The 14,904-nt window shown below is 68.8% G+C and carries 14 protein-coding genes; 1 reads left to right on the top strand and 13 read right to left on the bottom strand.

Going from position 1 to position 14,904, the window contains the following annotated elements; translation table 11 throughout:
• Positions 1–37 precede the first annotated feature (37 nt).
• From Ahu01nite_RS39415 to Ahu01nite_RS39380, 8 genes are all read right to left on the bottom strand, one after another.
• Complete coding sequence (locus tag Ahu01nite_RS39415) at positions 38–325, bottom strand: hypothetical protein (RefSeq protein ID WP_203841853.1); 288 nt, start codon at positions 323–325, stop codon at positions 38–40.
• Positions 326–332: 7 nt separating this feature from the next.
• On the bottom strand, positions 333–857 hold the full coding sequence (locus tag Ahu01nite_RS39410; protein WP_203841852.1) for a hypothetical protein: 525 nt from the start codon (positions 855–857) through the stop codon (positions 333–335).
• Positions 858–907: 50 nt separating this feature from the next.
• On the bottom strand, positions 908–1,459 hold the full coding sequence (locus tag Ahu01nite_RS39405; RefSeq protein WP_203841851.1) for a hypothetical protein: 552 nt from the start codon (positions 1,457–1,459) through the stop codon (positions 908–910).
• A gap of 173 nt (positions 1,460–1,632) precedes the next feature.
• Positions 1,633–2,232, bottom strand: coding sequence for a hypothetical protein (locus Ahu01nite_RS39400; protein WP_203841850.1), 600 nt, complete (start codon positions 2,230–2,232; stop codon positions 1,633–1,635).
• A 1,315-nt stretch (positions 2,233–3,547) separates the two neighbouring features.
• Complete coding sequence (locus Ahu01nite_RS39395) at positions 3,548–3,736, bottom strand: hypothetical protein (protein ID WP_203841849.1); 189 nt, start codon at positions 3,734–3,736, stop codon at positions 3,548–3,550.
• A 954-nt stretch (positions 3,737–4,690) separates the two neighbouring features.
• Positions 4,691–5,161 (bottom strand): hypothetical protein, encoded by a 471-nt coding sequence (locus Ahu01nite_RS39390; protein WP_203841848.1) that lies wholly within the window; start codon positions 5,159–5,161, stop codon positions 4,691–4,693.
• 77 nt (positions 5,162–5,238) lie between these two features.
• The gene (locus Ahu01nite_RS39385) at positions 5,239–5,667 is read right to left on the bottom strand and encodes a single-stranded DNA-binding protein (RefSeq protein WP_203841847.1); all 429 of its coding nucleotides are present in this window, start codon (positions 5,665–5,667) and stop codon (positions 5,239–5,241) included.
• Positions 5,668–6,159: 492 nt separating this feature from the next.
• Entirely contained in the window at positions 6,160–7,209 is a 1,050-nt protein-coding gene (locus Ahu01nite_RS39380; protein WP_239159494.1) for a bifunctional DNA primase/polymerase, read from the bottom strand.
• A 721-nt stretch (positions 7,210–7,930) separates the two neighbouring features.
• Between Ahu01nite_RS39380 and Ahu01nite_RS39375 the strand changes: the two genes are divergently transcribed.
• Positions 7,931–8,335, top strand: a complete 405-nt coding sequence (locus tag Ahu01nite_RS39375; RefSeq protein WP_203841846.1) for a hypothetical protein — start codon at positions 7,931–7,933, stop codon at positions 8,333–8,335.
• 91 nt (positions 8,336–8,426) lie between these two features.
• Here the strand turns inward: Ahu01nite_RS39375 and Ahu01nite_RS39370 are convergent, their stop codons facing one another.
• The 5 genes from Ahu01nite_RS39370 to Ahu01nite_RS39350 all read right to left on the bottom strand — a co-directional run bounded on the left by Ahu01nite_RS39370 (position 8,427) and on the right by Ahu01nite_RS39350 (position 14,626).
• Positions 8,427–8,708 (bottom strand): hypothetical protein, encoded by a 282-nt coding sequence (locus tag Ahu01nite_RS39370; protein ID WP_203841845.1) that lies wholly within the window; start codon positions 8,706–8,708, stop codon positions 8,427–8,429.
• Between the two features lie 75 nt (positions 8,709–8,783).
• Positions 8,784–9,632, bottom strand: a complete 849-nt coding sequence (gene istB / locus Ahu01nite_RS39365; protein WP_275411814.1) for an IS21-like element helper ATPase IstB — start codon at positions 9,630–9,632, stop codon at positions 8,784–8,786.
• Positions 9,629–11,290: an IS21 family transposase gene (istA, locus tag Ahu01nite_RS39360; protein WP_203841844.1), complete on the bottom strand. Its 1,662-nt coding sequence runs from the start codon at positions 11,288–11,290 to the stop codon at positions 9,629–9,631. Before istA ends, istB begins: the two co-directional genes overlap by 4 nt.
• A 416-nt stretch (positions 11,291–11,706) precedes the next feature.
• Positions 11,707–12,519, bottom strand: coding sequence for a hypothetical protein (locus Ahu01nite_RS39355; protein WP_203841843.1), 813 nt, complete (start codon positions 12,517–12,519; stop codon positions 11,707–11,709).
• Between the two features lie 310 nt (positions 12,520–12,829).
• Complete coding sequence (locus Ahu01nite_RS39350; protein ID WP_203841842.1) at positions 12,830–14,626, bottom strand: ParB/RepB/Spo0J family partition protein; 1,797 nt, start codon at positions 14,624–14,626, stop codon at positions 12,830–12,832.
• Positions 14,627–14,904: the final 278 nt, after the last annotated feature.

Below are 14,904 nucleotides of genomic sequence, written 5' to 3'. Positions count from 1 at the left end.
CGACGGACACGACTGCTTCGCGCGACCGTGGAGCTGGTCAGGCAGCTCTGTCGTCACGCTGGGCGCGACGACGTAGCTCACGCAACGACAGCGGGAAGCTGACACCGGCGCGGCGTTCCTTCAGAATCGCCACGTCACCGAGCAAGCGCCGCAGCTCGTCTTCGTGGGCTTCGGCTACCAGGTACCGCTCGGGCGCCACCTTCAGCAGATGCAGCCATTGGCGTTGCCCAGCACGTACGCAGACACCGAAACAGTTGTTGTGCGAGAAGCCCTGTGCATACAGCCGCGGTGGCGTCAGGCCAACAGCCGTCGCCCACTCCAGCATCTGGTCCTTACTGAGATAGGGCGGCTCGCACAACGGGAAGCGAACGGCCCACGGGGACCAGCCCCGCGCGATGGCAGGCACCCGGCGCCGCCGTCCCCACGAGCTCTCGGGTGGGCTGCTCGCTCCAGTCGATCCCGACGTACAGCACGGTGCGGTCCGGGTCGGCGTGCTCGGTCAACCATCGCCGACAGGGTTTTTGCTTCAGGTGCACCGAGCAAGGAGCTATGCGGGAATTCCCGACGAAGCGCTGATCGGCGAAAACCTGCCACGGGGTGCGGCCGTCAGCGACGATCACCGGCTCGACACCGAAGTGGGCCCCGGCGTCTGCGACGAAGCGCCACAGATCGGGGTCCTCGGCTTTGGTGTCGGCGGCGAGCAGGATGAGATTGTCGGTGCCGTGCTCTTCAGCGACGCGCATGGCGGCGGCCCAGCTGCCGATGCCGCCCGAGAACTGCACGACGTGCAGAGTGCCTGCCGGGTGCGGTGCCGCGCGCGAGGTCGTTGGCGGTTCGCCGCGAACGGTCAGGCTCATGTGGGCAGAACGCTCACCGTGTCCGTCAGCGGCGGGTGACGTCGTCTCGGTCATGGCTTGACCGCGGCGAGGGTGCGCAGCTCGACGGCGCGGGTGAAGACGCCGCGGTCGGGCACGCTCCAGCCGTCGCCGCACCGGACGTGCTCTCGCCCGTCCTGGTCGACCACGACGTACCACCCTTGCTCGCCGCGCGTCTGACGCTGGGGGTCCACCGGCCCGTGCTCGTCGAGGTAGGCCGCGACTCGAGCGGTGGCCTGCTCTCGTAGACGCGTGGTCCACCGGCATGCGGTGCTGGTCGACCAGCCAGGGTGTTCGCAGGATTGGCAGACGAGTGAGTCCGCGGCTGCGGCAACGACGTCCGGATCGACCCGGCCGGGGTAAGGTCGGAAACGGTAGGTGTCGACGTGCCGGTCGCGGAAGTCAATCGGGCCGGGCCGGTCGCCGTCGCGGTCGTACGGGTAGCGGTAGGCGACGCTGGCGAGGTTCTCTCTCCACAGCATTCGACCGGTCTTGTCTGCCTCGCCTGGCGGGGTGATCTCCCACGCTAGGGCGGCGGTCAGAAGCAGGTCGAGGTGGTCACGGCTGACGATCCAGGCGCTCATCAGTGATCCTTTTCGTTCTGGGGGTAGCGCGGCTCGGTGACCGCGGGACACGTCTTTGCGGGGGCGGCGCATGAGACGTGGTGGGCTGAGGGTTTCGGCGCCCTGGTGGTGGTCAGTCATTGGGAAGTTGCCCGGCCGGTGTGAACCGGCCGGGCAATCTGTGATGACTACGGCTACAGAGTGGGCAGGGCCTGCTCTGTGGTTTCGGTCGTGACGGTGAAGCCGTTCGTGATTCCGGCACGCAGGGCATCCGCCACGGCGTCTTCGTCAGCCGTCTGTCCGTGCAGCTGCTCGTCGGTGACGGTGAAGGCGACTGTGTACGTGGTCACGGGAAGCGGGACCTCGTCCAGCTCGTAGGTGTCGATGAGCTCTTGGTAGAGGCGGCGGTACTCGCCGTAGCCAAAACCGAGGTCGTAGGCTTTCCTGATCGCCTTCTTCAGACGGGCTTTTGTGACGAACGGGTCGACGCCCTCGGCCGCGGTGAACCGCTCGGAGACGGCGTCCGGGGGGCTGCAAAGCTTGCAGGACGGATCGTTGCATCCGTCGTTGGATGTGGAGCGGACGGGCTTGAAGGACAGCCCGTCGTTCAAAGCCTGCCTGGTGATGTTCTCGGCGGTGGAGCACCAGTTGTTGTCGCTGGCGTGTCGGCGGATCCTGGCCAGGACGTCGGACAGGTAGACCGAGCCCTGCGGGGCGGCCGGCCGCCCGTCACCGGCGGAGGTCTGCTCGGCCGGGGTGGCGAGCGTGTTCTGGTCGATGATGTTCTCGGTCATGCTGGGTGCCTCCATCAGGCTGGAGCTGATGCGGCCCGCCCTGCGGGATCGGGTGATCCCGGCGCTGGGGGTGCCGCGCTGACGGGGCCGGTCAGAGCCCGCACATGGGCTGAGGGGTGCAAGCCCCGTCCGAGTCAGAAGATCTTGGCGTCGAGCAGCGCGAGACGGTGTGGGCCAAGATGTTCTGCCGGGGTTTGCGCCCCCGGCCTGGGTGGGCTGACCTTGGGTCCCTCAGCGAGCGGCTCCAGACGCTCCGGGGTTTGCTCGCTGCAGGTGTGCGCGACGTGCAGCCGTCGAGGCTGCTGCTGCATGGACGAGGGAGTAGCGGGTCGGGCAGCCGGAATTGCCTGCCCGCCGGGGTCGAGCTCCTCGATCAGCGACCGGTGGTGTCGTGAGTCAATGAGGGCTGTCATCGCGTTGTCCGCCTGTGCACGTGGCCTCGGGTGGCAGAGTGCGGACGAGGCGGTACAGCGACGGGCCGTCGGGATAGCGGCGGTAGAAGCCCTGCAAGGCGGTCTGCGCTTCGGCCTCGCGGTGCGAACGGGTCGCGAGCCGGTGCACCGAATGGATGACGTGGTTGAGGAAGTAGGCCGGTCAGGTGACCATCCGCATCGCGGCGCTGCGCCTGGTGTCGGCGTGCACCAGGAACATGAACGCCCGGCTATGAGTGCCGCGCGGTATCGGCTGAGCAGTGAAGGGTCCGGTGCGGGGCTGAACGGGTCATCGTTCCACGGTGAGTCGCCGTACTTGAACAACAGGAACCCGTTGACGTCCTGCTCGGTCCAGCCGAAGCATGGTGTGCCGGACTCGACGGCGGACATCTCACGCCGGCCTGTGTCGGTCAGGAAAATGGCCAGCCGGGTGTCACCGTCAGAGTCCAGCCACAGGTGCGAGCCCTGCGGCCAACTGGTGCGGTCGGCATCGAACAGATCGCCGACGCGGTAGAGGTGACCCTCGTCCCCGGCGGTGCCCTGGGCGGGAAGGTGGGTTGGGCGCGAGGCGTCCTCGTTGTGGTGCCAGCCGCGGTGAGGGTCGGTGATCAGCACCATGGCTGGCCGGGTTCGAGCCGGTGTCCCACGGGCGTCGCAGTGCCGCACGGCGGGCGATGAGAGGTAGGGGTCGGTTACGGATATGGCGTTGTCCGTCGTCTTTTCCTTGCTGGGTCTGCGTGACGGCGGTCTGGTGGTAGTGCCGGCAACGCGGTGTAGCTGCGCCGCTGTGATCGGGGTGCCGTTGCTGATGCGGTGCGTGCACGCGTGTAGGTCCTGGTGGGGGTGCTGCCGAGGCGGCACCCCCACCAGGACCCGCGGGGAGATCAGTGCAGCGAGAGCAGGGCCAGCAGCGGCGTCTTCTCCAGCACCGCCAGCGCAGCGACGTGAGCGGCGAGGAGGCCGGCGACGTGCACGACCGGGTGGGTCAGGTGACGGGTGGTCGTGCGCAGCGACCGGCGGTCGGTGGCGGTGGTGGTCGGCTCGGTGGTGGTGGCCTCGGTGTTGTCGTTCATGGCGCTGCCTTCCGGATAGCGGAGGGTGCGGCGTCTGCCGGTTGGCACCGGGGTTGCCGCGCTGACAGGCCATTGGGGGAACGGCACGGCGGCGGCTGGCAAGCCAGCTCTCAGGTCAAAAGATCTTGGAAGCGGAGCACGGGAGGCGTGAGTGAGGGTTGGTGCTGCGCTTCCAAGATGTTTTGCCGGCTTGCCTGACCGTTGCCGGGTCGGTCATCACTGAGGACTGGCGAACGCGGCGGCCGGGTGTCGCCACCGCGTTCGCCGGGCCGGCTGCGCCGGTCGGTTCGCCGAGCTGACACAGCTGGTGAGGCCCAGGGCGGCTGCATCGGGCGGCGTCGGGTCCGGCACGGGCCTGAACCTCATCGCGGTGTTGTGGGCGGCGCGGACTCTTATCGGTGGGTCGATCGTGGCGACGCGCAGATGCCGTAGGGCCTGTCACCTACGACGCGGGGCGCCAGGGTGGATTGGGTTACAGTGTCGCGCCTGTGACGGTGCTCCGGCGAGCGGCGAGCGGCGAAGCCGAACAGGCCGATCGTTGGCGACGAAGGGCGGGCTACTCGCGAGGGGGTGGCCGGGCCAGCGGGCAGCATCGGGCCACAGCGACGCCTCAGCCGGACTCTCGACCGGTTCGACATCGAACCAGGAGCAGCACGGGTAGATGTGGCAGCTGCCGGGGTCGGCGTAGCAGTCGCTGCACGGCCCTACAGTGTAGGGCGTACAACACTCGGCGCTGTGCTCGAAATACCAGCCGCGGCAACAGGTCACCACTCGCACATGGACCGGCGTGAGCTTGCGCGCGGCAGCGGTGGGTGGCCGGGGGCCCGGCCAGCGGCGGCTGCACGATCGAGGCCTCGGTGCATGGCGGGTTGGAGCTTTGGGGTCATGGGGGCGGACCTCCTGAACGACGAAAGGCCGGCCCGCGTGTGCGGGCCGGCCTTGGCGCGGATGGGCTCAGCGGCGATGCACGAGCTGCGGGTCGGTGACGGTGTCCGGCCAGGCGTCCGCGGCGATCTTCTCGCCGTGCGGGCTCACGACCAGGTCGCCGCTGCGCTGCCGGCGCGGTGCGCTTGGGGTGGGCGCGTTGCTGCTGGGCAGGGGCGTGATGTTGGCCGGCGTGATATTGATGATGGGTTCCTCGCCCTGGTCGAGGTACGGAGTCATCTTCTTGACCGTGACGAGGACGTCGGTGCCGGGGCGCAGGGAGCGGGCGAGCAGCATCTGCTGTTCCTCCCAGCAGGTCACCTCGAACTCCATCGGGGCGGTGGCTACCCACTTGCCGCTACTGAAGTAGCCGGTTCGGTGCACGATGCGGAACTTGACGAAGGCCCGGCCGCCGCTGTTGGTGTGCCCCTGCTCGCTGCGGCCACGGACGGTGCCTTGGATGAGACTGCTGAAGATCTGCTTCGACGGTTCCTGGCTCATGACGAAACTCCCCGGAATGGATCGGACGTGTCAGTGGGAGACTGGGGCCGGCCGGGTGACCGGCCCCGGGAAGGCGGTCAGGCGGCCTGCAGCTCGCGCTCGGCCTCAGGCTCAGGGGTGGCGGGATCCCATGCGTCGCCGGCGGGGTGGTTGCTGGCCACCGGCTGGGCTCCGGTGAATCGCAGGGACAACGACACGTTCTCGGCGGTGACCTCGAGGATGCCGCCGGGGGTGCCGTCCTGGCGGATGAAGGCCCACGTGCCCAGGTCGTCGCGGCCCTTGACGAGCACAGTGTCGCCCTTGTCCAACTTGGCGCATCGTTCCGCGAGGTCGTCCCAGGCGGTTACATGCACCCACATCGGGGGAGCGTCCACCCATTGGCCTTCGACCTTACGGCGGCGGCTGTGGGCGACACGGAGTCGGCTCAGGGTCTGCCCGCCCTTGGTGATCTCCAGCTCGGGCTTGGCGACGAGGTTGCCCTCGAAGGTGAAGTTGAACTCCGACATGTGCTGACTCCCGTTCAAGTGATGCGGTGCGGCCCATGCACGCCGTTCGGATCGGGTGATCCGGGCGCCGCGGGGCCGCGCTGACGGGGCCGGTCAGAGCCCGCACGTAGGCCAAAGGGGTGCAAGCCCCGTCCGAGTCAGAAGATCTTGGCGTCGAGCAACGCGAGACGGTGTGGGCCAAGATGCTCTGCCGGGGCTTGCACCCCTGGCCTGGGTGGGCTGACCTTCGGGTCCCTCAGCAGCGGAACCAACCGACGTCCACGGACCGGCCCAGCCGGCATGCCGGGACCGCAACGCGCCCTATCGCGGAGCAGCTGTCATTGCCCACCGTCGGGCGCCGACCTTGCATCGGCTCGGACCACGCACCCTGGGTTCGGGTACAACGGCCGAGTGGCGCGTCGGACCGCAGCCAGCCTCGAGGGGCGGGCGGCATTCCATCGTTGGCCAGACCGAGCTGGTTGCTCACCGCGGTGACGGCCGAGCAGGAGGGCGTCAGCTGTGCGGTCCCGGCCAGGTGTGCACCGGTGCCCTCCTGACATGACGTCCGGCGGCACTCTGTCGGTCACCGAGACGCCGGGGATGACGCAGCCCGGCTCGCCACCCGGACGACAATGTGCGCTGGACCTCAGCGCGTCCCAGCCCCGTGCTGAGGGCGGCTTCGGTGAGTTCGCGGCGCACGGCCGTCTCGTCCATGGGGGTCTGCGCGGCCAGTTGCCCGAGCCGGAACGCGGCCCGGTTCAGGGCGTCGTTGCGGCCGCCGCCGCTGATGCGCCGGCCGTCGCTGATGACCGGCCGTGGCGCACGGCGAATGCGTTGGGCTTCGCCCTCGAGCGCTGCTTGCACGTAGCGGTCCAGGTCCGCGATCGGGGCTGCCGGTGGGCCGGCCAGTGGCTGCGGTGCTGGAAGAACCAGGGCGCGTAGCTGCGGTGGGCAGACCGGCAGGCCGGGGTGCTGCCAGGGCTGCTGGAACGTGTAACGGGTCCCAGTGGTGTGCAGCGACGGCGGGGCGACGACCAGGCCGCCGCGACCGCGCCAGTCCACCCCGGGTGCGATCGCTACCCGGCTGGGCAGCTCCCCGGCGGCGTACCAGAGATGCCACCCAGAACCGGTACGGATCAGTGGACCGGGCGGGCGGATGACGTCGAGCAGGTCGAGAACGACGTGCAGGCCGCTGGCGGTGTCGATGTCGCAGACGTCCAGCACCGTTCCGGTGACCAGGCCGACGTTCGCGTCCGGCCACCGCGCCCACCACGCCCGGATGACCTGCGGCTGCCGGGAGGCGTCGTGCAGGCCGCGACGCAGACGGGGGTGCTTGCCCGGCGAGCCGCAGGTCGCACCGGCTCGGCAACTGCAGACACTGCTGGCGCTGGGGGTGTGCAGCGGCAGCACCGCTATGCCAGCCGCGGCGTAGCCGATCGCTGCGGCCACGAGGTCCGCCGTGGTGACCGGTGGTCGCGGATCACTGTTGGCGATCGGATCGGCCGGCCAGGAGGCGTTCACCACCCACCTGCACAACGCCGGCACGGCCGGGAAGTAGTGCACACCTGCAGAGTCCGCCTGGTGGTGTTGTCACGGTCGGGTGGCCGGCGACCGGTAACCAGCAGGCGGGGGGTCGAGCGCGCCGGTTGCTGGGGCCGGCCGGCGAGGCGCATGTGGGACACGACGTTGCCGTAGGGCGCGGCGGGGCGACGGTGACCCGACCGCGGCGCCGGCGCCGACCGCGGATCACAGATGCCAGGTCTGCGTGCAAGACGGGAAGGGTGACGCACGACGGCTCCTTGGGTGATGGCGGTGCGACGACCGCGGAGGCGGACAGGCCGATGGGGATCGTTCGTCCGCCGGTGCGGCTGGTGGACGGTGGTGGCCAGCGGTGGAGGCCGGGTTGGCGACGGTGACCGGCGGCTGTTTGTAAGAACCTGTTTCGGCCCCACCGGACGAACTTCTCTTGGGACCACCGCTTGATCGAGTAGAACTTCTCTTGGCTCCACTCGGGCGATGATCGAGGGCGTTGACGGGTCGTGGCCGGGGCCGTGATTCCAACTTGTTTTGGCTCCACCCGGCCTTGGTGGGGTGTCGCTCGAACGTGGGATGAGAACTTCTTTTGGCTCCACCTGAGCGCTGCTGATCGAGCTGCCTGAGGTCGTAGCATCGAGGCAGGACCGGGTCGGTCTGGTTCGCCCCCGACAGGTGGACCGACGGGCCCGGCTTCTTTATGCGCGGGTGTCCTGGTCGGTGGACGGAACTGCTGCGAGAGCATGTTGCTGTGGAAGCGAGCGGATTTCGTCCAGTTCTAACGATCAACGATTACGGCTTGGCGTTGGGCATCGCCGATGGCACCTGGGTCGTCGGCGGAGATTCCTTGCCGATCGGTCCTGCGCAGGAGCGCACCCGGCTGCGCTCGCTCCTGCCCTTGTTGGAGCGGCCGTTTCGCGAGGTAGAGGCAGAAGTGACGGCACGGACTTCGTTTGAACCAGACCCGCCCTGGTTGGAGCTGATCACGATGGCTCTGCGCTGGCCGACGGAGTACTGGGCCGACCGAGCCCTTGACTGGATCGAGGGCGGCTATGCCAACGATGAGTTGAGCAGCGTCCTTGATGAAACCAGCCAGCTGCCGACCCGGTCGCAGCGCTTTCGGCACCGGGCTCTGCGTGTGCGTCAGGACAAGTAGAGCGCGTTGGGGATATCAGATCAGGTGAGACCGTGACCGGCCGGCTGCGACAGGGCATCGGGCTGCAGAGCCGGGTCCGGTGCCGCAAGACTTAGCCGGGCCGGTCGTCGGCGCCAGAGTGGTCGGCGAGGGAGTGCAGCAGCTCGGCGGCCTCGCCGAGCTGCTCGAGCAGAACGGCGGCTTCGGTGACCGAGTCCGTGGTGTTCTCGGGGCCGTAACGGCCGACGAGGAAGCAACCGAGCCGGGAGCGTGTCGCGAAGTCGGTGCTGGTGAAGAAGTCGTTGAGCAGGTCGAGCAGGTCTGCGGTGGCGTCCAGGACGGCTGCGTTCACCGGAACTTCGGTGAGGGCATCGGCCGGGCCGGGATCGCTCACGGGTGCTCCTCGCCAGCGGGGCCGGGCAGCCGGACGCGGTTCGCGCCGCGGCCGCCGGGACGGGGGTGCGTGTGACTACTTCTTGCCGCGTTTGCGGGTGGTGGTGAGCAGCCGGAACGACTCGTTGCCGGTCTCGATGATGTGGGCGTTGAACGTGAGCCGGTCGACGATCGCCTTGCAGAGCCGGGCGTCGGTGAAGGTGCGGTGCCATTCCGAGAACGGGGCGTTGGATGCGACCGCGATCGCCCGGCGTTCCTCACGGTCGGTGAAAATCTGGAACAGCAGCTTTGCGCCGGCCTTGTCAAGATCGAGGTAGCCGAACTCGTCCAGGCAAAGCAGATCGCAGCGCCCGTAGCGGGCGATGACCTTGGTCAGCTGCCGTTCGTCGGCGGCCTCGGCCAGCTCGTTGACCAGGTTAGCCGCGGTGGTGTAGCGGACCTTGTAACCGGCCTCGGCGATCGCAGTGCCGATCCCGATCAACAGGTGACTCTTGCCGGTGCCGGAGTCACCGATCAGGCAGAGCGGCTGACCAGCGACGACCCAGGACGGGTCGCAGAGCGTGTTGATCTGCTCGGGCAAGACGTTCGGGTTGGCGCTGTAGTCGAAATCCTCGATGCGTTTGGGCCGGGAGAAGTTCGCCTCACGGACCAGCCGAAGCTTGCGGCGCTCATCGCGGTGATCGACCTCCGTGCCCAGCAGGTCGGCAAGGAACTGCTTGTAGGTGGACCGCTCCCGCAGCGCGTGCTCGACGGCCTCTTCGTAGCCGTCGCGGATGGTCGGCAGGTGCAGGGTCCGGGCGGCCTGCTCGATCGCGGCATCGACCGGGTCCATGCCCGGGGCGACGACCCGTTGCCGCGGTGCCTTGGCCGGCGGCCGGGCGGGTGTTGTGGTGGGCGGTCGCGCCTCGCCGGTAGTGGCAGTCATGCGGAGCCTTTCGAGGATCGGAGCCTGAGCAGCTGGTCGTAGGCGGCCACTGACGGCAGCGGACGGTTGTCGTCGAGGACCGGGTTGCGGATGGGCAGGGTGATGACGTTCGTGCTGGCCGGTTTCCCGGGCGCGGTCTGTTCGCCCGGTCCGGGCACGGCCAGCTCGGCCAAGTCCTCGTCGTCGAGCAGCGTCTCCGGCCGGTGCTCGGCTTTGCGAGCCTCGATCGCGACCAGTTCGGGGCTGCTGGACCCGGCGTTCAGCGTCGCGGTGATGCCGGCCAGGACCGCTTCGTGCGGCATCCGGCGGTGCAGGAGCAGGACTTCGATCAGCGCGCGGGTGCCAGCGGCGTCACCGTGCGCAGTGCGGGCCGCGGCCCAGAAGGCGTCGTGGGTGTCGGTGAAAGTCCCCGCGGCGCGGGCCTGCGCCAGCCCGGTCGATCCGGCCAGGGCGCCGGGCTTGACCATCAGGATCTCCAGGTAGTGGTCCAGGTCGTCGCGGTAGGCGTAACGGCGGGTCAGCCGCGGGTGCCGGGCAACGACCCGGTGCCGGTCGAAGACCAGCAGCTCGTTGGCGCGCAGGCTGACCCGCACCTGCCGACCGATGAACCGGGCCGGCACCGAGTAGTAGCTTTGGCGCACCACGATGCGTGAGTCCCGGCGGACCTTCGGCGTCAGGGTGATGCCGCACTCGAAGTCGTCAGCCGGCAGTGGCGCCAGCAGCGGCGCTTCCTCTGCGAAGTTGAACCCGATGCTGGTGTTCGCGCCGTGGACGTGCCGCTTGTCCTCGACCTCGTCGATCTCTGCCAGCCGCTCGTTGAGTTCCTCCAGGGTGTCGACCTCGGGGACAGGAACAAGGTGTGTGCGCCGGAAGCGCCCACCCTCGTGCTCGACGCCGCCCTTCTCGTGAGCGCCCTCTTGGCCAGGAATGCAATAAAAAGGATCAAAACCGTAGAACGATCTGAACGCGGTCCAGCGTTGTGACTCCACGCGGGTGCGGCCGAAGCAGACCCGGTTCACCGCCGGCTTGAGGTTGTCGTAACGGATGTGCCGCGTCGGCACCCCGCCCAGCACTCGGAACGCCTCGACGTGGCCTTGCATGAACGCCTCTTGGCTCTCCGAAACGTAGACGCGGTGCACCGCCTTGCCCGAGTAGGACAGCCGCAGCGTGAACAGGTGACACTGCACCGGCTCACCGGCCAGGCGCACCCACACGTCAGCGAAGTCGACCTCGGCTTCGGCGCCGGGTGCGTGAAGCTGCGGGACCGTGCCTTCCAGGTGCATCCGGCCCTCACGGGCATCGGCCAGGATCTCCGCGCGCCGCTTGTTGACGTAGGTGCAGATCGTCGAATAGCAGGCCATGTTGAAGTCGTACTCGACCCGCAACCGGTCGTAGATCCGCCGGGCGGTATGGCGCTGCTTGCGTGGCGCGCTCAGATCCTCGCGCAGCATCGCGTCGATCCACTCCATCGCCGGCTCCAACACCGAAGCGCGAGCCCTGGACGGCTTCTTGCGCGGCGGCGGCACTGGCGAGTGCAACGCCTCCCGCACAGTCCGGCGATGAACGCCATACCGGCGCGCCAGCGCCCGCTGGGAAATCTCCGGTTCCAACCGGCGATCCCGGCGGATCCGCTCGAACAAATCCACACGCGACAACACCAACGGCCTCCCGACATGACCGAAGGTGCACAGTCGCACCCACGCCAGTCGATGCGCCAGCAAGTCACCCGGCTGAGGGAACCCGCCACGCCGCCGGACCGGCCGGACCAGGTGGGGCAAAAGAAGGCCACCGACCCGAATCGGTCCTTACCAACTCATCGATGACCCGGTGGAGCCAAAACAAGTTGGAACATCGCGCACCGATCCACCGGTGGAGCCAGAAGAAGTTCGACTACTGGGACCAGAACTACCTCTTCAAATCAGGCGGCGGTCACCGTCACGCGGGCGCCGTGGTCGCTGGCCGTACACGGTCGGCGAGCACGGCGCGGGACCGCCGTGGCGGTGTCGGAGTGCTCGCTGCTGCGGGTACGCCGCAGGGCAAGCGGGTCGCCGGTGGGGTGTTTATCGGCGCGCGGTCAGGGCCGGGTTGTCCACCGGCCGGGCTGCGGGCCGTCGGCAGGGTGGCTGGGCTGGTGTTCGTGGTCGATCACGACGGCATCGGGACAGCTGGGCTGCCACTGCCCGCCTGCTGTGGTCACCGCGTGGCAGCCCGCGACGGTGCAGTGCCGGGCGAGGGGCTCGAAGACGATGCCGTAGTGGTCAGCGTCGTCGGTGCTGACATACAGCGAGAGCGGCCCGTCGGGGTGCAGCACCCGGTGGACGCCGGGTGGGGCGCTGATCAGGGCGGTGAGCTGCAGCGACCAGCTCGCGGCGGCGTTGCGGTAATGGTCGCTGTCGGTGCCGTAGGCGTCGGCGAGTTCGATCAGGTGCTGTTGGCAGGAGGCGACGGTGGCGGCGGCCTCCCGGCTGATGTCCAGGCGGACCAGGTGGGAGCTGCCGCCGATGGGCCGCAGGAGCGGGGTGGACACGGCCGGGTCGTCGTAACTACCGGGTAGCAGCGCGGCGAGGTTCATGCCGGTGGACGTGGCGGCGCCCCACGTGTAGGCGCGATCGGTGACGGTGGTGACGATCGCGGTCCACTGGCTGACCGGGATCGCGTAGCGGCTGCGGTCGAACAGCGCATCATCCTGGTGGTCGCGGTACGTCCGACCCTGGTCGGTCAGCAGGGCGTCGAACACTGCGGTGACGACAGCGGTGACCAGCTCCTGCGGGTCGGCAGCGTCACTGTGGATCTGCCGACGGAGCGTGTCCAGCTCGGCGGGGGTCAGAGGACGCCGAACCGTACTGACGTCCTGCGTGGGGGTGGTAGCAGTGAACCAAGGATTCATGGCGCAACTCCGAGAAAAGGACGGTCCCGGCCCGCCAAGAGCGGGCCGGGACCGTAGATGTCAGGTTCTGGTGGGCGGGTCAGCGCGAAGCGCCCCCCCGACGGGAGACTGTCGCGGGACGCTGATGGCTAACAGTTCAGCCGGGAACCGGGCCTGGCGCCCAGGCAACGGGAACCAACGGCGTCGGCCGTGGACATCGAAGCGGCCAGGACGCCTACCCCCGGTCTTGCGGTACCAAGGCGCGGTTGCTGGTGAGGCACCGCGCTGCGTCCCCCGTCGTCCGGGCCGCGGACGCAGCGCGGTGCTCGTATCAGGCTGCGTCGGAGAACTCGTCGGCGTCGTGCCGCTCGTGGGTGCCGTCGGCGCCCACCGGGGTGCGGTTAAACGGGGCCTCAATCACCACGCCACCCGCGTCCCCATTCATGGCGAGCACCTCGATGACCTCGTCCTGCTCGTCGGCGCCGGGAATCTGTTCGGTGTCGGTACCCAGCACGACGTCAGGGGTCAACACCTCGTCCGCAGTGCCGTCCTCCGCTTCGTCGTCGTCCTCCTCCGTGGCCGACTCCGCCGTCCAGCCCTGGTAGAGCTCCTGCTCGTCCTCGGTCAGCGGGTACCGGCGCTGACGCAGCTCGTCGTACCACGCGACGGCCGACTGCTTGTCGATCCACATCCGGTACGGCTGGGTCAGGCTGTCCAGGTTGTATTCCAGCGCGCAGATGTACTTGGCGACCAGGCTGCGGCGCAGCCGGTCCTCGCCGGCGCCGGCGAGGGTGTCGTTGTCGGAACCGCCCAGGACCTGGTACAGCTCCTCCAGGTCGGCGGAACGACCCATCGCCGTGCCCAGCGTGGCCGCCCGCAGCGCCGCCACGAAAAGGGCGCGTGCTCCCTTGGCCGTGCCGAACTTCTCGACGATGAATTCCCGGCGTACGGTCGCGGCCAGCTTGAGACGCTCGAGGCGGTCCTTGGCCTCCTGCTCGGCCAGCTCCTTGGCGGCGATCTGTTCCGGGCTCAGCCCGCGGTACGCCGCCGTGACCTCCTTGCGGCGGGTGTAGCCGCGCTGGTCCGGGTCGTCGCAGTACACGACGGTGCGGGCCTGGCCGCCGTCCTTCTCCACGAAGGCGTGGAAACCCGGCTGAGTCTTTACCGCCTCGACGTCGACCGGCTGACCGTCGGCGTCCAGGAGCAGATCCGCAGGTACCGCAGTGCCGTCGTAGCCGAAGCCACGCGGCTTGGGCGTCACGTCGACGCTCTCCAGCACCAGACGCGCCTTGGCGACGTCGCGGTTGCGGCCGTAGGCGCGCTTGTCACGCAGCCGCGACAACTCGTGCTTGAAGGCGTACTCGTCACCCAGCTTGTCCAGCAGCTTGCGCTGGGCGTCCAGGTCGTCGGCGAACTCCTCCAACGCGAGGGCTTGGTCCAGAGTGAGAGTGCCCAAATTGAGGGCGCGCTGCGCGGTGGCCGGCAGGGCCCGGGCCTTGACCGCAGTGCGGACCTGGCTGACGTCGGTGCGGCGGGCGTCAGCGATCTGCTGTTCGCTCAGACCCAAATCGAGCAGCATCTGGTAGGCGTCGGCCTGTTCGATGCCCTCTAGGACTTTGTGGTGGTCGTTGAGTTCCAGGAACTGCAGGATGAGCTGGATGTCGTCGTCGGTATCGGCGATGAAGCATGGCAGTTCGAAGCGTTCAGCCGCGATCGCCGCGTTGCGGCGCCGCAGTCCGTCCACGACGGCGAAGTGCTCGACGGGTTCGCCGTCCTCGACCAGCGCACCCTTGGCGTCGACGGGCGGGAAGAGCCCAAGAGAACGCACGACCAGCGGGGCACGGACGCCGAACAGGCGCACCGAGGCGATCAGGTCGCTCAGGTCGCCCACCTGCCTACGCTTGAAGACTTGGGACTCGTGCAGGTAGCGGGCGTCGAGCAGCCCGGCGCGGAACGGCAACTGCGGGCCGTCCTCGCCCGTGTTGAAGTGCACCGGCCCGTCGACGATCTCGCCGATCAGCGCGGGCTCGGTCGCGACCAGTTCGGTGCTGGCGGCGGCGTCAGGCGTGTCGAACCCGGTGACGTCGTTGTCCTGAAAAGTCTCGGTGTCGGTGATGACGGTGGTCACGATGGATTTACCTCCACAAAGTGCAGTGATGAGCGCTGCGCTCGGGCGGGCGCCCGAGCGGGGCTGGCCTGATCCGCCAAGGGCCGGCCGATCGGCGTGAACCCGCAGGGCACACCCCGGTGGTCACATCGACGCGGTGGTGGCTGGTGGGGGTGGGCTTGCGGGGCGCGACGCGGGCGGCCAGGATCAGCGGCCAGCCCTGCCGGCACCTGCCCCGTCGCAAGTTGACGAGACGTCCGGCTCGTAACGGCACGTCGTTCTGGGCCGGCACTCACGGC

It is taken from the genome of Winogradskya humida (genome assembly GCF_016862215.1).
GTDB lineage: Bacteria > Actinomycetota > Actinomycetes > Mycobacteriales > Micromonosporaceae > Actinoplanes > Actinoplanes humidus.
The sequence above is the reverse complement of the archived record's forward strand: the minus strand, read 5'-3'. Positions and strand labels throughout refer to the sequence as shown.